Source organism: Manganibacter manganicus (assembly GCF_002075885.1).
In the GTDB taxonomy this organism is placed as follows: domain Bacteria; phylum Pseudomonadota; class Alphaproteobacteria; order Rhizobiales; family Rhizobiaceae; genus Mesorhizobium; species Mesorhizobium manganicum.
In genome coordinates this window covers 1-18,953 of record NZ_MDET01000007.1, presented here as the reverse complement: position 1 = coordinate 18,953, position 18,953 = coordinate 1, and the positions used below count along the sequence as shown (strand labels likewise).

The 18,953-nt window shown below is 58.2% G+C and carries 24 protein-coding genes and 1 tRNA gene; 13 read left to right on the top strand and 12 right to left on the bottom strand.

What is annotated here, in order from left to right; translation table 11 throughout:
• Positions 1-31: 31 nt before the first annotated feature.
• On the top strand, positions 32-658 hold the full coding sequence (locus BFN67_RS05940; RefSeq protein WP_080918725.1) for a class I SAM-dependent methyltransferase: 627 nt from the start codon (positions 32-34) through the stop codon (positions 656-658).
• Here BFN67_RS05940 and BFN67_RS05935 read toward each other — a convergent pair.
• Together BFN67_RS05935 and BFN67_RS05930 are read right to left on the bottom strand one after the other, a co-directional pair.
• Complete coding sequence (locus BFN67_RS05935) at positions 637-948, bottom strand: hypothetical protein (protein WP_139789047.1); 312 nt, start codon at positions 946-948, stop codon at positions 637-639. The two genes, BFN67_RS05940 and BFN67_RS05935, sit on opposite strands and share 22 nt — an antisense overlap.
• Positions 949-1,052: 104 nt before the next feature.
• Positions 1,053-1,967 carry a P63C domain-containing protein gene (locus BFN67_RS05930; RefSeq protein WP_080918724.1) on the bottom strand — a complete coding sequence of 305 codons (915 nt, stop codon included), beginning with the start codon at positions 1,965-1,967 and terminating at the stop codon, positions 1,053-1,055.
• Positions 1,968-2,175: 208 nt separating this feature from the next.
• Here BFN67_RS05930 and BFN67_RS23890 point away from each other — a divergent pair, with 208 nt between their 5' ends.
• From BFN67_RS23890 to BFN67_RS05920, 3 genes are all read left to right on the top strand, one after another.
• Positions 2,176-2,331: a plasmid mobilization protein gene (locus BFN67_RS23890; protein WP_158083479.1), complete on the top strand. Its 156-nt coding sequence runs from the start codon at positions 2,176-2,178 to the stop codon at positions 2,329-2,331.
• A 193-nt stretch (positions 2,332-2,524) separates the two neighbouring features.
• The gene (locus BFN67_RS05925; protein WP_080918723.1) at positions 2,525-4,444 is read left to right on the top strand and encodes a phage tail tip lysozyme; all 1,920 of its coding nucleotides are present in this window, start codon (positions 2,525-2,527) and stop codon (positions 4,442-4,444) included.
• Between the two features lie 122 nt (positions 4,445-4,566).
• Positions 4,567-6,609 (top strand): hypothetical protein, encoded by a 2,043-nt coding sequence (locus BFN67_RS05920; RefSeq protein ID WP_080918722.1) that lies wholly within the window; start codon positions 4,567-4,569, stop codon positions 6,607-6,609.
• Here the strand turns inward: BFN67_RS05920 and BFN67_RS05915 are convergent.
• The gene (locus BFN67_RS05915) at positions 6,596-6,793 is read right to left on the bottom strand and encodes a hypothetical protein (RefSeq protein WP_080918721.1); all 198 of its coding nucleotides are present in this window, start codon (positions 6,791-6,793) and stop codon (positions 6,596-6,598) included. The two genes, BFN67_RS05920 and BFN67_RS05915, sit on opposite strands and share 14 nt — an antisense overlap.
• A 38-nt stretch (positions 6,794-6,831) precedes the next feature.
• Between BFN67_RS05915 and BFN67_RS05910 the strand changes: the two genes are divergently transcribed.
• Positions 6,832-7,173 (top strand): hypothetical protein, encoded by a 342-nt coding sequence (locus BFN67_RS05910; protein WP_139789045.1) that lies wholly within the window; start codon positions 6,832-6,834, stop codon positions 7,171-7,173.
• The gene (locus tag BFN67_RS05905) at positions 7,170-7,817 is read left to right on the top strand and encodes a hypothetical protein (protein ID WP_080918719.1); all 648 of its coding nucleotides are present in this window, start codon (positions 7,170-7,172) and stop codon (positions 7,815-7,817) included. The genes BFN67_RS05910 and BFN67_RS05905 overlap by 4 nt, the downstream gene beginning before the upstream one ends.
• Before the next feature lie 490 nt (positions 7,818-8,307).
• On the opposite strand, the gene BFN67_RS05895 is transcribed toward BFN67_RS05905, so the two are convergent.
• From BFN67_RS05895 to BFN67_RS24290, 6 genes are all read right to left on the bottom strand, one after another.
• Positions 8,308-8,547: a hypothetical protein gene (locus BFN67_RS05895; protein ID WP_080918717.1), complete on the bottom strand. Its 240-nt coding sequence runs from the start codon at positions 8,545-8,547 to the stop codon at positions 8,308-8,310.
• Positions 8,548-8,656: 109 nt separating this feature from the next.
• Complete coding sequence (locus BFN67_RS05890) at positions 8,657-8,866, bottom strand: cold-shock protein (RefSeq protein WP_080918809.1); 210 nt, start codon at positions 8,864-8,866, stop codon at positions 8,657-8,659.
• A 207-nt stretch (positions 8,867-9,073) separates the two neighbouring features.
• Positions 9,074-9,475: a RidA family protein gene (locus BFN67_RS05885; protein ID WP_080918808.1), complete on the bottom strand. Its 402-nt coding sequence runs from the start codon at positions 9,473-9,475 to the stop codon at positions 9,074-9,076.
• Positions 9,476-9,514: 39 nt separating this feature from the next.
• Complete coding sequence (locus BFN67_RS23885; protein WP_158083478.1) at positions 9,515-9,916, bottom strand: DUF4087 domain-containing protein; 402 nt, start codon at positions 9,914-9,916, stop codon at positions 9,515-9,517.
• A gap of 457 nt (positions 9,917-10,373) precedes the next feature.
• Positions 10,374-11,618 carry a trypsin-like peptidase domain-containing protein gene (locus tag BFN67_RS05880; RefSeq protein ID WP_245295171.1) on the bottom strand — a complete coding sequence of 415 codons (1,245 nt, stop codon included), beginning with the start codon at positions 11,616-11,618 and terminating at the stop codon, positions 10,374-10,376.
• Positions 11,619-11,710: 92 nt separating this feature from the next.
• Positions 11,711-11,899, bottom strand: coding sequence for a hypothetical protein (locus tag BFN67_RS24290; RefSeq protein WP_158083476.1), 189 nt, complete (start codon positions 11,897-11,899; stop codon positions 11,711-11,713).
• Positions 11,900-12,135: 236 nt separating this feature from the next.
• Here BFN67_RS24290 and BFN67_RS05870 point away from each other — a divergent pair, with 236 nt between their 5' ends.
• Positions 12,136-13,020, top strand: a complete 885-nt coding sequence (locus BFN67_RS05870; RefSeq protein WP_139789042.1) for a hypothetical protein — start codon at positions 12,136-12,138, stop codon at positions 13,018-13,020.
• Between the two features lie 9 nt (positions 13,021-13,029).
• Here the strand turns inward: BFN67_RS05870 and BFN67_RS05865 are convergent, their stop codons facing one another.
• Entirely contained in the window at positions 13,030-13,269 is a 240-nt protein-coding gene (locus BFN67_RS05865) for a helix-turn-helix domain-containing protein (protein ID WP_080918713.1), read from the bottom strand.
• 106 nt (positions 13,270-13,375) lie between these two features.
• On the opposite strand from BFN67_RS05865, the gene BFN67_RS05860 reads away from it, so the two are divergent.
• From BFN67_RS05860 to BFN67_RS05835, 5 genes are all read left to right on the top strand, one after another.
• Positions 13,376-13,738: a hypothetical protein gene (locus tag BFN67_RS05860; protein WP_080918712.1), complete on the top strand. Its 363-nt coding sequence runs from the start codon at positions 13,376-13,378 to the stop codon at positions 13,736-13,738.
• Positions 13,739-13,770: 32 nt separating this feature from the next.
• Positions 13,771-14,589, top strand: a complete 819-nt coding sequence (locus BFN67_RS05855) for a hypothetical protein (protein ID WP_139789041.1) — start codon at positions 13,771-13,773, stop codon at positions 14,587-14,589.
• Positions 14,586-14,855: a hypothetical protein gene (locus BFN67_RS05850; protein WP_080918710.1), complete on the top strand. Its 270-nt coding sequence runs from the start codon at positions 14,586-14,588 to the stop codon at positions 14,853-14,855. The genes BFN67_RS05855 and BFN67_RS05850 overlap by 4 nt, the downstream gene beginning before the upstream one ends.
• 44 nt (positions 14,856-14,899) lie before the next feature.
• Positions 14,900-15,127, top strand: a complete 228-nt coding sequence (locus BFN67_RS05845; RefSeq protein ID WP_139789040.1) for a hypothetical protein — start codon at positions 14,900-14,902, stop codon at positions 15,125-15,127.
• A gap of 519 nt (positions 15,128-15,646) precedes the next feature.
• The gene (locus BFN67_RS05835) at positions 15,647-16,033 is read left to right on the top strand and encodes a hypothetical protein (protein WP_080918707.1); all 387 of its coding nucleotides are present in this window, start codon (positions 15,647-15,649) and stop codon (positions 16,031-16,033) included.
• A 184-nt stretch (positions 16,034-16,217) separates the two neighbouring features.
• Here BFN67_RS05835 and BFN67_RS05830 read toward each other — a convergent pair.
• Together BFN67_RS05830 and BFN67_RS05825 are read right to left on the bottom strand one after the other, a co-directional pair.
• Positions 16,218-16,293 (bottom strand) — tRNA-Ala (locus BFN67_RS05830).
• Between the two features lie 167 nt (positions 16,294-16,460).
• Positions 16,461-16,850 (bottom strand): TIGR02300 family protein, encoded by a 390-nt coding sequence (locus BFN67_RS05825; protein ID WP_080918706.1) that lies wholly within the window; start codon positions 16,848-16,850, stop codon positions 16,461-16,463.
• 223 nt (positions 16,851-17,073) lie between these two features.
• Between BFN67_RS05825 and aroA the strand changes: the two genes are divergently transcribed.
• Positions 17,074-18,414 carry a 3-phosphoshikimate 1-carboxyvinyltransferase gene (gene aroA / locus BFN67_RS05820; protein WP_080918705.1) on the top strand — a complete coding sequence of 447 codons (1,341 nt, stop codon included), beginning with the start codon at positions 17,074-17,076 and terminating at the stop codon, positions 18,412-18,414.
• The last annotated feature ends 539 nt before the right edge of the window (positions 18,415-18,953 follow it).

The following is an 18,953-nucleotide window of genomic DNA, read 5'->3' as shown; positions in this document are numbered from 1 at the left end:
GTATGCTGCCCGCCGAAGGCGGGAGATCAAAATGCAAAACACGTCACATGCAGTCATGGCGCAGCGGCACGAGGCAGCCGACAGCCCCGATGACTTCCCGACACCGCCGTGGGCGACGAGGGCGCTTATCGAGCAGGTGATTGGGGCTGATGAGGTGCGCGGTCTATCGTGCTTGGAACCGGCTTGCGGACGCGGCTACATGGCAAGGCCGCTGGCGGAATATTTCGGCACGGTGGACGCCGCTGATGCCTTTCACTACGGCCATGCGCCGGTTCGAGACTTCCTGACCTATCCTTATGAGGCGAAGTCACACGACTGGGTGATTACCAACCCCCCGTTCCGGCTTGCGGAGGAATTTGTCGAGCGCGCCCTTGGCGTTGCTCGAAAGGGGGTGGCAATCCTTGCCCGCACCGTCTTCCTCGAAAGCGTCGGGCGCTACGAGAATATTTTCAGCAGGTGTCCGCCGTCCGTCTTCGCGCAGTTCAGCGAGCGCGTCCCCATGGTGAAAGGTCGCGTTGATCCTAAGGCATCAACGGCCACCGGCTACGCTTGGTTCGTGTGGCAGTTAGACCGCGATGCAACTCCCCGGTTGGCGTGGGTTCCGCCATGCCGGCGAGGACTGGAGCGAGAAGGTGATTATCCCTCGCTGAGGTTGTAGCGTTTTACGCCCGCCGCCAAGGTTTCGGCGGCATCTTTGGCCTCACCGTTTGCAAGCTGGCCAATGGCCTTTTCCACGAAAGCCAGAAGTTTACGACCCTTCAAGCCTGGCGATCCCTTCGGCGGCAACTCGGCCGGCGGAAGGGCGTCAAGGAACCCAAAGGCTTCGCCAGACAAGACCTCGGCCACGCGAGCCGGGTTCTCTCCGAAGTAAGCTGCTACGTCGTGGTGCTTGTCGCCGCGCGCGACCATTCCAAAGACCATGCGAGCATCGTGCTGCGTCAATGCCATTCCAAACCCCTCTGTTTGCCCGCAAGCATCTCACCATTGCTGCTGCATCAGCGCAACAAAAAAAACCCCGCCGGAGCGGGATTGGGGAGAGTGGGCGGCTGATGCTATTCGATTATTTTATTCATGTCATCGAAGAGGTATGGAGCGATTGATACGCTCCGCTGCCGTTGTGCGGTTTTCTTAAAGTACTCGATATCGGTACACATCTCCATCAAACCTTGAACGCGGCCTATCTGATGTATTAGCATATTTCGACCTTCGTCGCTTAGCCATTGATGGAAGCGCGCTTTGCGTTTCCCGCCGTCGTCAATGTTCAGACGGTCTAGTTCGGCCTTGACGTAGCCGTTTTCAAGCGGGTTGTAGACGTATCGATTAATGAATTTGCCATAGTACTGCGGCCGGTTTCTCGAGTGGGTTTTGGCGTTGTCGTAAAGCCTATCGAGCTCGGCAAAGAAGGTGTCAGGAAACGTCTTGAGCCACTTTTGAAGGCCCTCAGCGATATATTTTGAGAGCAATAGGCGCAGTGCGTCGTGCGCTCTATCTCGCTGATAGCCGGTTGCTTCGTCAACCAGCGCCACAATGCCAACCTTTGCGAAGGCTTGCATGAGGACTTCGGCCTGTTCAGCCAAATGATCTTGCGAAGGGTGAAGTTTACCGGCGCGTCGAGCGGCCAAGTATACTCCGCAAATTTCGGGCAAGAGCTCTGCCCTCATCCCATTGGCAGGCGCCCCGCCTGAAACAGATACATAGGATAAAGGTATTCTTAGCGCCACTGCTAAGTCGTTGTCTATAAAAGCAGAAAGGTTCGTCGCGGATAGAAAAGAGGGCAAATTGGCGCCATTGGGGTTCGCCTTCACCCGCCGCCAGTGTGACCCTCCGCGTTTGCTGCCAAAGGCACGATGAACCGCCCGCTCTGACAGAACTCGCGTGCCATCTTCCAAAACAGCGCAGTCAATCTCAATATCCCCAATCGGTAGCGTGCCGCTATAGACAGCCACCGGCAACTGATCCTTCGTCATGATTTCCTCCCAAGCCCTCCCCAGAGCAACAACTCACATTACGCATGTTTCTTTGCTGCGTGCAACCAATCGGGTTCGCATTCTGGACGCATTGGGACAGAGCCGGACGGAACCGGTCGAATACATAACTATATGATTTAATTACATTATTGTGTGACATCTCCCTTATTGAATGTTATATTCGGCGTGTCGATTTGGAGACAGGCCGATGCAAAGACCCGAAAGACTTGAAGGGCTAATTCATGTCCGCATGACGCGAAAACAGGAAGGCGCATTGCGCCGCGCTGCCCGTCGTCAGGGCATGACAATCTCGGAATATATCCGACAGGCAACAAGCACTGCGGCGCAGGAGATTGCCGCGTGACCGATATCGCCGCCCCTCCCGCGACGCTGATGGGGCTTTGGCAGTCCCATAAACGCGAGTGCCGAGGCGTTGGCGGCATTGTCGCGGATGCCCGTGCCGGGAAGCTCCCAGGCGTTGAGCCATTCCCAAGCGGATACGGATTCGCCGTGACAGACCACAAGGCGGCGTTGTCCGCGATGCGAAAGGTAGTCCCATGATTCCGATCCGGTATCCCACCTTGCCCGATGCCGTTGATTACAAAGGCATCATGAAGGCGACCAACGACGGCTATGAAGCCGGTCGGAATTGGCGGAATGAGAAAGAAGCGCCGCAGACGCTGGCAAAGCTGTACGGCATCAATTTGCCTCCACAGCCGCCAAGCCTCATGGACCGGCTCTCCGATGGGCTGTCAAATCTCTTCGGCGGAGGCCAACAGGCAAACAAGCCGCTGATGCTCTCTGATTTGGGCGACAAGTTCGATACGGACCCACCCCAGAGCAATATTCAGCGCTCGCCCTTGCCCGCTCCAATGGACCCCGCAACAGCAAGGGTGGAGCAGGCTTTCGCCGCACAGGGGCAGGGTCGCAATCAGCCACTTTCGAGCAACCAGATTGCGGGTCGCTTCCTCAAAGCCATTCGCGATGGTGGCGTGACCAATCCCTATGCCCTCGCGGCGATTGCAGCCACCGGGAAAGCTGAAAGCGGATTTGACCCGAAGAACGCCGCCGGCACATGGTCCGACCCTTCGCAGAGCGGGCAGGCTGGAACGGCAGGCGGCATCATGTCCTGGCGCGGACCTCGCTTGCAGGCATTGCAGGCTTTCGCAAAGCAGAATGGCGACAATCCGAACGCGCCGTCTCCTCAGACGCAGGGGAAATTCCTGTTGGCCGAAGACCCTGGCCTTATCCAGAAGCTGCAACAGGCTCGCAGCCCGGAGGAGGCCCAGCAGTTGATGAACAATGCCTGGCGCTATGCCGGATACGATCAGCCCGGCGGAGAGACGGCGGAACGGATGGCCTCAGCCAATTCCTATGCGCAGCAGTTCGGCGGTTCGCCTTCCCAGCAAGGGCTCGAAGGGCTTGCGGTTGGTCAATCCATGCCGATGGGCTCTGGTGGCCCTGTACGGGTCGCTGATGCCAGCGGATCGATGTACCCGCAGGACGGTATGCCTGTGGGGACCGTCCCCTCCCTGCCTGATGGCGAAACGATGCGAAAGCTGTTCGCCAACCCCATCACGCGCCCCTATGCAATCGAGGCCGCAAAGTCACGTCGTGCAGCCCTTCAGGACCAGAACGACCCGATGAAGCGGGTTGAATACCAGACAGCCGTCGAGAAGCTGAACCAATTGCGCAATCCGCAGGTTAAGCCCACCGACGACATGCGCGAATATGAGCTTGCCCGCGATCAAGGCTATAACGGCTCGTTCCAGAATTACATGCTGGACATGAAGCGGGCCGGCGCAACGAGCGTGAATGTCAATTCCGGTGATAGTGCCTGGAACAAGGAAAGCGCTAAACTTCAGGCCAAGCGCTACGACGATATCTCCCGGCAGGCGGGAAATGCGCAGGACATGCTCAGCATGTACGACCTGGCGGAGCAGGCCCTCACCAGCGGTGTCAGGACAGGTTTCGGTGCCGAGACGGAACTGAACCTGCGCCAGCTTGGCGCATCCATGGGCATCGATACCGACCCGGATAAGCTTGCGGGTGGGGAACTGATCCGCTCCATCCAGAACCGCATGGCGCTCCTGATGCGCTCTCCCAGCGGCGGCATGGGCATGCCCGGTGCACTTTCCGACAGGGATATCAAATTCCTCAAGGATGCACAGATCGGCCTTGACCGCTCCCCGGAAGGCAATCGGAAGATGCTGGAAGCCTATCGGGCAATGGAGCAGCGCAAGATCGAGATTGCCCAACTTGCCGATCAGTATGTGCAGGATCACGGCAAACTCGACGCCGGATTTAATCAGGACGTTCGGAATTATGCCAAGGCCAACCCGTTGTTCCCCGAGCAGCCACAGGGATCGGGAGCCACGCGTGGGTCCGGTGGTGCAACGGGCCGCCAGCGTGCTCGCAATCCGCAGACCGGCGAAACGGTCGAATGGGATGGCAACCAGTGGAGGCCGGTCCAATGAGCAGTGCAGCGCCGAAACGGGATCGCTTGCAGGCGGCTCCGCCTCCGCCTCCGGGTTTTGAACTCATCGACGGAGACCAGCCTTCTGATAGCTCCGTGCCTCCACCGCCTCCGGGTTTTGAGATGATGCAGCCGGAAAATGCCCATGAGGACCGAAACTCGACCATGGGCAAGGTTGATACCGTAATGCGCGGTGCTGCTGACATTCTCAGTGCCGGACTAGCTGACGAAATTTCTGCAGGTGGCGATGCGCTGTTCAATCCTGTTTTCGGGACCGGTAACGACGGCGACAGCTTTTCGGAGCGCTATGACCGCAATCTTGCAGAACAGCGCGATATTGACCGCTCCGACGCGAAAGACCGGTTCGCCTATCGGCTAGGCGGACAACTTGCCGGCGGCGTAGGCAGCGGCGTGGCACTAGCCAAAGGCGGCCTGTCACTCGCAGCCAACGCCGCCCAATCCGGCAAGGGCTGGATGGCCCGCCTGCTTGGTGGTGCGGCTGATGGTGGCATCGCGATGGCAGCCCACGGATTTGGGTCGGGCGAAGATGGAGCAAGAAACCGCGTTTGGAATGCTGCTCGGAACGTTCCGACAGGCATGGCCCTCGGCACCGTAGGAGAAGGTGTTGCAACAGGCCTTGGCAATCTCGCGGGTCGTGTGTTTCGGGGTTCCAGTGAAGTTGCTCCCGGTGCAAATCTCGCCGCGAATGTTGCCGAGGCCCAACAATTCGGCATTCCGCTGTCGCGCGCCCAGGCAACGCGCTCCGTTCCCCAGGCCAATATCGAGAACCAGTTGCGCAGTCAGGGAGCCATGCAGGGCTTTGACGATGCCCAGCGCCGGGCCGTGGGGCAGTCAGTTGACGATGTGCAGTCGAGACTTGCCAATGGCGCGCCAGCTATTTCGGGTCAGGCCGCACCTTATGATGATGTGGCATCTTCCCTTCGCCGAAAGCGAGATGCGCTGAAAGCCGCCAGCCAGGACGCCTACGAGGCATCGGTGAACAACCCGAATGTTCTGGTCGATGGTGAAGCGGTTCGTTCCCTGCCGGATTTCATTCGTGGCAAGCTTGATGCCGACAACATCCTGATTGATCCGATGTACCATACCGGGGCCGCACGCGCGCTCAGGTTCGTGAACGATTACCTTGCCCGCCTCCCCACCGCCGCCAAATCTTCCGATAGTGCCACGCCCATGCTTTCTGGCCCTGCCGGCGAAGTGAAATCGGTTGATGCGCAGTTGCGGTGGATCGAGAACCTTCGGGCCGGGCTTCGCAAGAATTTCCCACCTGTTGGGCAGGACGCGCCGGGCCTCAAGGCTATTTCCAGCGCGATAGACGACTGGACCGACGATGTTTTCGAGCGCGGGCTTGTCAGCGGTTCGGATGATGTCTTGCAGAAGTTGAAAACAGCCCGCTCCAAATGGTCGGAATACAAGGGCATGTCGGAGCCGCGTTCCAAAATCGGCAATCGTCTCAATCCTCGATACGAGGCTCAGGCGCGGGTTCGCTCCATCATGGACAAGGACATGAGCCCGGAGGAAATCGGCAAGATCCTGTGGGGCACGTCCGTTGCATCCCCGAAGGCCAGCGCTCACATGACCGCGCTGGAGCTTCGCAAGGTTCTTGGACCTGACAGCCCGCAATGGAATGCAATCCGGCAATCCTTCTGGCTCAGGGCAACGCGAGCCGGCGATCAGGAGATGAATCCTTCGCAGATTGCCAAAAACCTCCATGGTTTTCTGAAAGGCGATGGCAAGGGCGTGGCCGACGTCCTGTTCTCGGAAGCGGAGCGCAAGATGATGACTGCCTATTCCAACGTCATGCGCGTGTTGTCTCCTGCCAAAGCCGGATTGAACGGCTCGAACACGGCAAACAGGCTCATGCCGACTTTGAGGAAATATGCGAGTGGCATCATGGGCGCGCTATCAGCAGGGGGTGCCCTGTATGGCGGCTTGGGGCCGCTGGAAGCTTCCGGCGTCGGTGCAATAGCCACAACCTCTCTGCGGGGCCTCTCTGGGCTGGCAAATGCGTCTCGCGCCAGTGCCGCAGTGCGCATGCCCGTGCCAGCCAATTCCAGCGGCGTCGGAGGTGCTGTTCTCAGGGGCGGCGCACTGCCGATGCTGGTCGATCAGAACAAGGGGAAGGTTTCGGTATTTAAGCGCCCTTAGGGCCGAAGATCAGATTGGTAAACCAGTCGGCAAATGGAGCGCCGGCATATCGATCAATCAGCGGTGCTACGAAATAGATGAAAGCAATCATGATGGCCACGAACAGCACGGTAAGCACAGCGCGGTAGGTAAATTTCGCAGTGGGCGAAAAATGCTCCGGCGGTTTGAAATGGTCATAGCTCATTGCGGTGCACATTATCGGAAATGCAGGAGAAACGGAAGATGACAGATCAGCAGATCACCATTCCCACGCTCCCAGATCTCATGCACGGTATCGAACAGTGGATGACCGAACGTGCCGACGGGGCCGATATCCCGGCCGACCTTAGGGCAGAGGTTGACCGGCTTCTCGATACTTCGCCGTCAACCGCAGATGATCTATTCAAGCTGATCGCTTTCGCTCGCGGGTGCCACACGGTTGCCGAGGAGCGCCGCGCGCGTGACGACGACGGTACGGCGCTCTGCTTTCACTATTTCGGGCAGATCATGCTTGAGGAAGCTGTCAGGCTGATCGGCAGACTAGCCGTGTCGGGTATCGAGCATCTTGGGGAGACCCGGCATTGAGCGTCGTACCGCTGAAACAGAAGGCTCAGGCCGAAACACCTCGGAAAACCGTCGAACGCAAGCTGGGTGAGGTTTACCAGCCGGTCAACGAACGGGAGATGGCGGCGCTGGTCCAGCAACATGAGCGCCGGAAGAAGGCCAAGCCCGCTCCGGCGCTGAAGGTTTCCAACGAGGGGAAACAGGAAATCTCGTTCGAGCACCATGATGGCACGGCTGCATACACCTTGCTCATGGAGGCCATGGCAACATCCGATGCAGACTTTGCCGCCGGCATCCTGGCTCAGATTTACAATCTCTCTCCGCAGAGAGGCTTGCCGCGCGAAGCCGATGTGAATTTCGCGAGATCCATCATCACCGGCATGGAGCCGCGCGATCAGGTCGAAACCATGCTCGCAACGCAAATGGCGGCTATCCACATGGCGACGATCACCTATGCACGCAGGGTGAACATGGCGGATAACCTCCCGCAACTGGAAAGCTACGAAAAGGCGATGAACCGGCTTGCCCGCACGTTCACCGCTCAGATCGAAGCTCTGAAGCGCCATCGCAGCAAGGGCGAACAGCGTGTTTATGTCGAGCGCGTCGATGTACGGGAAGGTGGGCAGGCCGTTGTCGGCAACGTCTCTCATGGGGAGGGGGCATGAGCGATCCCCGCGTTAACCGCATGAACCAAGCCCCCCGCTGCCATGCGACATCGAAGCGGACAGGGATGCCTTGCCAAGCTCCGGCAATGAAGGGGTGGTCCGTCTGCCGCTTTCACGGGGCCAGAGGTGGCGCACCCAAGGGAACTGCCCACGGTCGTTATCGCCACGGAAAATTCACATGCGAGGCTGTGCAGCAGCGGCGCATTATCTCTGCCTTGGTACGAGTGGCGAAAGAGCAGATTGCCCGGTTATAGGGCTCCTTGTGGTTTTAGAGGGCCTTGAGAAGCTGGAAGCGGCACAGACGAAGTGGTAGGGAGGCGGCTACGTGTCCGATCAGATCAGCCGATGCCTCTGCCTTGCTTCTTCAGCACGCCGCCTAACCCCAACGCAATCATTGGCAATCCGGCGAAGGGCCTCATTAAAGCGAGGTTTGAGCAGTGCCCTTGGCGGGATCGGTGTGATGCTTTTTTGTGTAGAGGACTTCACCAAGCTAGGCAGTTTCATGGCGACCTCGTGATTTTGGGCTTCGCTTAGCAGGCTTTAGCTTCATCGGAGTAGTAACTTCCTGCGCCTCTTTTGCGAGCCTAGCGTTGCGCAAGCGCTCAGTTTTGGCAGCGCGCTTGGTGGCTTCACCTTCGATGATTGAGCGCGCCACATGCGTGGTGGTGGCATTCTTATTTTCTGCGCTGGTGGGCTTCGGCTTGAAAACGCCGTCAGGAATATTCTGCATCTTTCCTCCTTCCAAAAATGAAAAAGGCCAGGACAATGCCCAGCCTTCTTCTGATCGCCTCAATGGTCAGTGCCAGTACATCCGTGGTCAAAAACCAGAAGCGATATCCTTAGGCAGTCTGGAGGTTCTCGGCAGAGGACTTGCCCCTGCTTTGATCCTTCACGACGTCGAACGAGAGCTTCTGGCCCTCGACGATGGTGTGCATGCCGGCGCGTTCCACAGCTGAGATGTGCACGAATACATCCGTGCTCCCATCTTCTGGAGCGATGAAGCCGAAGCCCTTGGTAGAATTGAAGAACTTTACTGTTCCAGTGGTCATGGCGATTTTCCTTTCAAATCGGCACAAGAGGTCGTCGCGTGGCTGAATGCCATGCGCCGCAGTCGTCGAAATTGAGAGGAAGGTCGGTTGAGCGCCAAAGCGCAGAAACAAGCTCGACAAGCAAAATCGATGCGTAAGCACTAGCGCGCGATTGAGGCTTTTGCAAGGCGGGCTGTCACGCCAGGGAAAGCCCTGTTGCGATGCTGACTAGGTTCCGGCGTCATTTACGACGCAATCGGCTTCGATTTCGACCAGCCAATCCGGGTCAATGAAGCGCGAAACCTGCACGAATGTGCAGGCTGGCCGTATCGACCCAAACACCTCGCCGTGGGCACGCGCAGCATCCCGCCATTGCTCGATGTTGGTCAACATGATGCGCGTGCGAATTACTTGTTCCAGTGTGCCGCCCGCATCTTCGATTGCGCGGCGCGCGATATCCAAACATAGCTTGGTTTGCGCATAAACATCGCCCAGATGAGCGGCGTGGCCATCTGATCCGATTGGGGCAGTTCCGGATACCGCAAGAAATGATCCGACCCTTACGGCGCGGCTGAACCCTATTTCGGGTTCAAGGGGCGACCCTGACGTAACCAGTCTCCGATGCTGCATGAGTGAATATCCCTCGTGATGGGCTTCGCCTGGCATTGGTTACCGTGGCGCGTACCGTTGAATATCCGGATCCGCACGGCAAATCGCAATATTCTGAATCTTGAAATTTCGGAACTCAACAATCGTTCGTCCATCCATACGGGCGGTCATGCAGGCGCAAAAATTGCCGCTCCATCCTTCACCGTACAAATACTCGACAGATCGATCTCTAATAATCTCACCATGGTGCACGGATGGGTTTGACAGGTCTGGAAGCGTGCCGCCGGCTTCTTCGACCGAATGATGCCCATCGCGGTCGCTCAAGAACAGGCGAACATAGTTGTTTTTCCAGTTCGGCCCGAACGACGTAGCTTCAAGCCAGCCGCACAACCGTTCGGATGCTGGAGATGCCGACACGCTGCCCAACAGGATCAGCAATGCCGTTGCCAGTGCTTTCCTCATGTCAATGGCAGCGTCCCTGACCGACATGGAGCTTGAATGAGCCCGGCCCCGGCTTTGATGCGTTATGGCGGTCAACCCGTACATCTACCGTACAATCGCGGCTTTTGACTCGGTAACCTGAGTCCGTTTCCACGATGGATTCAATGGGCTGTTGCTTCAGTGCGTCACCGACCTCGCTCCGACCCAAGACCGCATGGATGATTTTGGTACTGTCCCAATAGCCCGAGAGGGCAGCGGAAGCCGAACCGGCCGGGATCGACAGAGCGACGGATAAAAGCAAGGCAGCAGCCCTCATTGTGTGTTCCTCTCTCTTGCCACCCGCCGTTACTGACCCGGTTCTGTCAGATCAAATTGCCCGCTTTGCAACCACGCTGCTGAACCGGATGAAAAGGTACCCGCTATGCTTCGTGGAGGTAAAGGCCGTGTCGGGCGCACACCACAATTCTCTGAAAACCCTTTACTTAAGCCCCAGATCGACGCCGCTCTTGGTGCTGACGTAGCCGATCTGGTTTTTCAGCCAGCATTCGTTTTTCTTGCGAACGTACGCGAAGGCCCGGCACTGATAGTCCACCTCACAAGCCGCATAGCAGGCGATGAAATTGGTGTTCCGAATCCGGCTATAATCGCCGCCGGCCATGTCACGGCCCGACCTGATAACGAACGTCGAAAAGATGAGGCTGCCCGTAAGGTTGCTTTGGACGCTCGCTACGGCATCGACATTGCGGACGAGGATCTTCGCGTCGCTCTTCAGGAAGCAGAAATGGGCCTTCCTGTTATAGGTCGTAGCCTTGCACGATAGATCGCCCTGGCATGCGTTCTCGCATTCGACTTCGGAAACGTTCTTCAGGGTCGCATAATCGAAACCCATGACATCGTAGCTATTGGCGGGGGTGAACGAGCGAAAAGACGGACGAGGCATTGTGCTCGACATTGTCGGTTTCGTAGGCGTCTCGGTATCGGCCACGGTTGCGGGCGCACCGTGACAGAGAACTTGCACGACGGCCGGAACGGCTTTGTCCGACAGATCGGCCGTGGACAGCGGTTTGTCATCATGTGCCGGATCGGCGGTGTCGAACTGGATGTTCCGGCTTTGTAAGAACAGTTCGACCACGTTTGACCGGATCGCGAAATTGACGTTCTGCGCCGCGATGCCTGTTGCGTCGGTGAACTTTGAGCCGAGCACGGCAGTAGAGACGCCCACTATCGATCCCCATTGATCTACGACAGGGCCGCCTGAATTTCCCGGCTGGAGAGGCGTCGAGACTTGAAGATATCGGGTATCGTTGTCCATTCCGACAAGCGAGTTGATGTTGCCGGTGGTGACCTTGATGGAATCGGAGAGCAGCCCGTTGAGAGGAAAGCCGTAGGCCGCAATATCTTCTCCCAGTCTCGGCTGGGATCGACGCAAGGGCAGATGTGGCTTTCCTGCGCCGTCGTAGAGTTTGAACGCGGCCAGATCATTCTGCTTGTCGATGGCCAGGTCAGTACCGGTCCCCAATCGTGGGACGCTGATACTCGTACAGCCTTCCACGACATGGGCATTGGTGACGATCCAACCCTGCGCATTGACGAAGAAGCCTGTTCCCGAACTGGAAACATCAGAAGGAGCCGCCCCGGCCGCCAGCATTGTTGCCGCAAGAACGCCTAATATGGTGATGACGGATCGCGCCGCCCAACTCGCAAATTTCATTACCCAAGCCATTTTCTGCACTGCCCGTCGCCAGTAAGCCTCGATCTTCGCGGATCGGCAAGCTGAACATTCGTATGCCAGAGCGACAGGGATGGGGCCGGTCCTCATGAAGAAGCCAGCATCGCGGTGATTGCCATCGCTCCGATCAGTGCGATTTGAGCTAGCTTTTCGGCAACCGTGCGTTGCCCGGCATTCCGGCGCGTATCGCCAAACATGACAATCGTCGTTGCTGCCAATCCGCTGACGATGGTCAGACAGACGGTGATGAAGAAAATAATCTGAACCGGTATCATGGAAGCCTCCAATCGTGATTGAGGCATTATCGTTCGGGGCGAAACCACGTGGACAAAATATCCTCATCTAAACGTTCAAACCGCAGAGTTTGGGCGTTTGGCCAAGTTCATGGAAAGAAAACATGCAACGTGGGCTCGCAATTCCGGCATCTAGGAAATGGCGTACGAGCAACCAAGAAGATTGCACACGGGCTATTTGTCGGTTTTGATATTGGACCCTGGGGAGGCCAATCGACATGTCATCACGACACTACCTGTTCCCTGATGAGGGCGAGCCACTTCGCATGTCCCGCCGACTAGTCGAGGGGCTGATATTTGGTAAGGACTCGCTGCCGCAATATGCCGGAACTCGACAACGTGTGCTTTCGGCGATGCTGGAGCTTGATGCAGGCAAGCCGACGCGAATTTGGAGAACCGAAGCATCAATCTGGGAATTTGACCAAAGAGGAGGCATTCGGGAAGGGCTACATCAGGCCTTAGCACTTGCGATGGAGTTGATGCCCACGCCTCAGACTGATGACACTGTCGTAGAATTGCGGCCACATACGAAAAAAAAGAAGCTCGAGAAAGAGTATCGATGGGAGCCGCAAAAATCTGACATCGATCTTATCATTGCTGACATCTGGCCCAAGAAGAAGGCAGATCGGCTGAAGTCGGTAACCGGTGTCGCTAAGCGGAAGCCCGCACTAACTTGGGATGCTCGACAGGCCCTTGATGAGGTTTCAGCAAGTTTCTGGAAAATACCGATGGCCATTGAACGCTTGAAGGAGCCGAGCCAAAAATCATTTGGATGCGAGGCACGCGAGCGTGCGCATACGGACCCCGACTTTGGACACCTGTATCGTGCAATCGCCGACATGTCCGATTGGTATCTTGAAGTTCAAAAGCGAAAGCGCACCGGAAAGGGCGTTTGGTACGGGATGGTCGAGGTGATGCTGTGGCGTGACGGCGTAGGCGAGGCAGCAGAACGCCATTTCGAGAAATGTGGCAGCCGTGATGATGCAGTGTTGGTTGTTCGCCGCCTGCTCGCGGAGCATGCCCCAAAATTCAATGATTATACGACTGTGGAAGCCGAATTGCTGACTGACCTCGAATGGGAGAAGCGGGACTATTCCGATTAGGAAACACCGTCATCGCTTCTTCAAACGAACCCCCGGTCCTTCGCCATTCTCCGCCACGAAAACCACGCCGCCTTCTTCCAGTGCAGCCACCAGAGCATCGATAGTTCGAGGTTGAGCGGCCAGTTGCCCTGGCTGGGATTCCAGCCGCTTCACGGACGGCAGCGACACCTTTGACGCCGTCGCCAAATCCTTCTGTTCCCACCTCAGCAGGGCCCTGGCGGCTCGTATCTGTTCGCTCGAAATCGACATGAAAATTTAGACCCTCAGGAACTATATAATACCTCAGGTATTGACAGCTATGCAATAGCCATGCTTAATACCTGAGGTATCGTAATCGCATTTCTGAGGAAACACCATGCCGAACATCATCGTTCCGGCGACCGGCGAAGCTTTGCCGAAAGCCAAGTTCAATCTCAGTGAAATCATGAAGGCGGCGTGGAGCCGTTATCGCTCTATCCGCGCCCGTTATGCCGATTGGCAGATTGCCGAGGGCATCTTTGACGCATCGTTTGCCACGGCTCTGCGCATCGCGTGGCGCTTGGCGAAGGAAGAAGCCGCCAAGGCCGAAAAGGAGCGGCGTCTCGCTAATGGGCCGAACGCAGCACTGGCAGCTTCCATCAGGGCTGAAATCGACAGCCTGAAATACAAGCCGGCCCGCTACGACATCATTCCGATCCGCCGCCGTCTCGAAACCGAACTGGCCAGCCTGGCGGCCTAACCCCTCAATTATCAACGATAGGAGAAACCATCATGACGAACGACGCCACGCGGGCGACCGCTGAAGCTTTGCCTGGAATTAACCGCCGCCGGATGCTCCTCGGGCTTGCTGCGGCTTCCACAGCCGCCGCTACGGCAACGATCAGTATCGAGGCGAAGGCAGCGACACCGACAGAAAATCCGAAGCTGATTGCGCTGTTCGAAGAACTTCCGGCTGTTGCCGCCGCCTTTCATGAGGTCAACGACGTCTACGAGGCCGAGTACAAGGCTTGGGATGCGAAGACACCCTGGGCACCCGATGAGCTTACCCTCCGGGGAATTGCGTGGCCATACGAGGAAAACGCTCCCAAACAGCCGGGCGAACCTGAGATGAAAGCCTTGGGTGGATATCTCTGGCGGGTGGGGGATAATTATCCGCGCAGGATAATCCTGAGGGCTTGGGAGGTGGATTGGCAGATCACTGGCCTTCGCAGGAAGAAGCGTGCTGCCAAAAAGGCCGGCAACCTAGCCGACTTCATGGATGCAGAGGCGGAGATCAAGCGGCTGAAAAAGCTCTATGCGACTGCGAACGCCTACGAGCGGAAATTTAGGGATATCAAAGCGCAGGCACATGCTTGGCATGAAAAGGCCAGCCGGCCGAAGACTGCCCTACGTGATGCACTGGAAAAGCACGTCAGCGCCATTATGGACGAACCCGATTTCACCATGGAGGGCATCATCATCAAGGCCCAGGCGTTGGCCGAATGGGATCGCGTCGGAACACGATGGGGTGATCGCCTAGCAATTGGGCGTGAATGGCACAGCCAGTTGGCCGCATCAATTCTGCGCTATGCGAAAGGCGGTGCAGCATGAGCGCGGCCTACACCCTGGACGACCTCCAGATAGATGTTTGGGATCTTCATCGGCTTCTGATCACCACCTACGATATCATTCATGAGATGCCGTACGAGCGTGACGGCAAGCGTGACGATGAGCTTGACCGCGTCGCCTCGATGTTGCGGGTTGCGCGGGATTTCTCCGAGCGGATCAGCGTAGCCACCGACACGCATTACCACTCGATCCGGAACCGAGGGTCGGAAGCGCCAACCCGCATGACAGGCGAAGGGCGAAACGGATGAACGCTCATCTCAAGCCCCTCGAATTTATCACCGTGACACCGGCCATGCGCGGCCTGATCGAGAACGTCATCGAGGATTTGCTTCTTCTGCTCGATGAAATCGATGGTGACGAGAACGTGGAGCCGGATCTTGCCGGCTTCGATCATCGGCTCATGGATGACCGCGAGATTGATAATGATTTTGAACCATCTATCGGCACCCAGGACGAGCTAGAGCACGCCGCCGCCGAATATGACAGTCCGGGCTTTATCGATGGCGGGCAAGGCCTATGACCTATCGGCCTCGTCCTTCTCGCGTCGGTTTCGCACCATCCTCATGCCGTGCAGCGGTGGATTTCTCGTCTCATCAGGGTTGGGATTTGGTTCCTCGTCGGGCAGCCGATCTGGGTCAGGTTCCTCAATCGGTTCAGGCTCACGTCCTGGCACCGGCACATCTTCGTCTGGATTTCGCTTGCGCGGGTCGGGCATCGCTAGATCTCCCTTTGAGATATCAACCTCAATCCATTCGGGTTGGTTCCCCGTCCATGGCTTTCGCTGTCTGGGATAAGCGTAACAGGGCCGTCACAATGTTTGATGGCCCCTCGACTTCATATTGCAGGCGGTAAATGTATTTCTGCCTATGGATGCGGCATGGTCTTGGCGGGGGATGGGGGCAACCTTCTCTCTGACACGGCCGGGCTCAGGCAATTGCCGCATCCGCACCATGCTCGGGCGGCACCTTCACGGCCAGTTATTCCAGTCGAACATGTCTGAGGCCTCCCTCTGCCTGGGTTGGTATAATGAGGAGCGGCGGTGGAACTGGAAGCGGTGTTGTTCGAAATGGCCGCGAACAGTGTTCAGGGACTTCCGTTGGGATTCGCGGGAAAAGCCAACGAGATAGCTCGCCAAATATCGGGGCGCATGCTGTTCGACATTCGGCTTGATGATGATCCACATTATCAGCGGATTGCCGGCATCAGATACACGAACAGCGAAATCGGCGTTCTTACCCTGAGCCTCGATGGCCTATCCGTGAGAGCGTTTCCAATCAGCCGAATCAGTGCCAGTCTTATCCAACCATTGGAAAGATGGGCCAGCCTGCCGCTTCGTGAGCAGGTGCAGACAGATATCCAAGGGGCAGCAAGGCTTTTTGTTGCAGTCTTAGAATATCGAGATGATGGTGCTCTTCATTCTGATTGACCTGCCCCGCAGCCAGGTGGACGCGAAAACCCATCCCGCGATGCTCCATTTCACCGAAAACCTATTTCATGGACTTTGCCGCTCTGAAAGGGCAGTCACAAGATGACAAAGTGGGGAAAGAAGTGGGGAAGGATTTTGCCATTTAGAAAAACGACAAGCATTTCAACTGCTTGCCGGAAGGTAATGGTGGAGCCAATCGGAATCGAACCGACGACCTCTTGAATGCCATTCAAGCGCTCTCCCAACTGAGCTATGGCCCCACATCCGGCGAATGCCGGCGCCGTTTCCGGCATGTCGGCGGGCTTGGGTTCCCACCGTCTGTGCAGGCGGCTTCTAGCGCCGCATTCCTGCAATATCAAGCCGCGTCCGTCGCTTTTTTCGATCGGCGGCAAATGCCGCGGCCGAGGCCGGAGACCGGCCTGCCTTATCAGTTGTCGTCGTCGTCGTCGCCATGGCCGATCATGTCGGAGACGTCGTCGTCGTCTTCCTCGTCGTCGGCCAGGAAAGTGTCGTCGTCGTCACCGAGATCGACATCGTCGTCATCATCGTCGCCGAGGTCGGGAAGTTTGTCACTGTCGCCCTTGGCTTCGTCGTCAGCCTCTTCCAAAGACACGACTTCGGCGCCTTCGTCTTCCGAGTCGATTTCCTTCTCGTCGACTTCCTCTTCTTCCTCGCGCGCGCTCTTGCTGTCCTCGAAATAGGAGAGCGGATAGCTTTTGCCCGTATAGGGAGAGACGATCGGATCCTTGTTCAGATCGTAGAACTTGCGGCCCGTTTCCGGGTCGATGCGTTTTGTACCTAGGTCGGATTTCGCCACGGCAAGCCTCGTATGGAAAAGTCGCGTCCCCTTAACCGCTGTTTGGTGCTCTGTCAAAGCCAAATCCGGGGCAAAAAGCTGTGTCTCAAAAGCCTCCGCGAAGACCGGCCGGGCGGCCGCTCAGGCTGCTATCCGGGGATGACCGTGCTCGTGCGGCGTGATAGGAGACGCCCCGTCGGCAGAGCCAATGGCGGCTCCCGGCTTTTCGCATAAAGGAAACATCATGTCGCACGACGCTGCCCCGCAACCCGCCACCGCGCGCCGGTCCAACGCGCTTTCGGGCGTTGCGCGCGTGCCCGGCGACAAGTCGATCTCGCACCGCTCCTTCATGTTCGGCGGCCTGGCCTCCGGCGAAACCCGCATCACCGGCCTGCTCGAAGGCGAGGACGTGCTGCGCACCGGTGCCGCCATGAAGGCGATGGGCGCCCATATCGAAAAGCATGGCGGCGAGTGGATCATACGCGGCACCGGAAACGGCGCGTTGCTCCAGCCCGAAGCGCCGCTCGATTTCGGCAATGCCGGCACCGGCTCGCGCCTGACCATGGGGCTGGTCGGCACCTATGACATGGAAACCACCTTTGTCGGCGACGCTTCGCTGTCCGGCAGGCCGATGGGCCGCGTGCTCGATCCGCTGCGCCAGATGGGCGTGCAGGTTCTCAAGAGCGCCGCGGGCGACCGCATGCCGCTCACCCTGCGCGGACCGAGGCAGGCCACGCCCATCGCCTACCGGGTGCCGATGGCTTCGGCGCAGGTCAAGTCGGCTGTGCTTCTGGCCGGTCTTAATACGCCGGGCATCACCACGGTGGTCGAGCCGGTGATGACGCGCGACCACACCGAAAAGATGCTGAAGGGTTTTGGCGCCAATATCCATGTGGAGACGGACGAGCGCGGCGTGCGCCACATCTTCATCGATGGGCAGGGCAAGCTCACCGGCCAGGTCATCGCCGTGCCGGGCGATCCGTCCTCGGCTGCCTTCCCGCTGGTGGCGGCGCTCGTCGTGCCCGGCTCCGACATCACCATCGAGAACGTTCTGATGAACCCGACCCGCACCGGCCTGTTGCTCACCTTGCAGGAAATGGGCGGCAATATCGAGGTGCTGAACCCGCGCAACGAGGGCGGCGAGGACGTCGCCGATCTGCGCGTGCGCGCCTCCGACCTCAAGGGTGTCGCCGTGCCGCCGGAGCGCGCGCCTTCGATGATCGATGAATATCCGGTGCTGGCCGTGGCGGCTTGCTTCGCCGAGGGCGAGACGCTGATGCAGGGCCTTGAGGAACTGCGCGTCAAGGAAAGCGACCGGTTGGCGGCGGTGGCGCGCGGGCTTGAAGCCAATGGCGTCGATTGCACCGAAGGCGAGGCGGCGCTTGCCGTGCGCGGCCGGCCCGGCGGCAAGGGGCTGGGAGGAGGAACCGTCGCCACCCATCTCGATCATCGCATCGCCATGAGTTTTCTGATTATGGGCCTGGCTGCGGAAAAGCCGGTGACGGTGGACGACGCCAACATGATCGCCACCTCCTTCCCTGAATTCATGGGGCTGATGGCAGGGCTGGGCGCGCTGATCGAATAGCACCGGCGCGCACTTCACCGTTGCCACGCTGCCTTTCGGCCCTGCTTGTCTTTTGCCCCGCCCTTAAGCTCGCTCGCTGTCGCTCGTCGCTGGCGGGGACCCCGGTATGGCCAGACGCCGGCTTGAGGTCGCACTTATTCATTGCCACGCCCGGCAAATGCCGTCTGGCTCTTTCAAAGAACGGACCTTTCTGGCTGAAAGGTCGGGAAGCGGGCGCGGGGCCGTACCTCCTAAGTTTAATGATATGGCACGGTTGTCCGCGCCCGCCGGCGTTTCTACCCTTGCCTTTCCCGGCCCATCGCCCATTTGCGGGCGCGAGCAACGNCAGGTCCGGTTCGGGCCGGGCGGTTCCGTTCACTGTTACGGATAACACACCCGGCGCCACACTTGCCTGGATGCTCGAGTGTGCACACCCGTTCCCGCTGGCAAGCTGCTGAGACGGATTATGCGGGAAGGATGATGGGTGTGGATAAAGCGGGAGAAGGAAACCGCCGTTAACGGGGCAAGCGCCTGATTGGCAACGGATTTATTCTTATCGA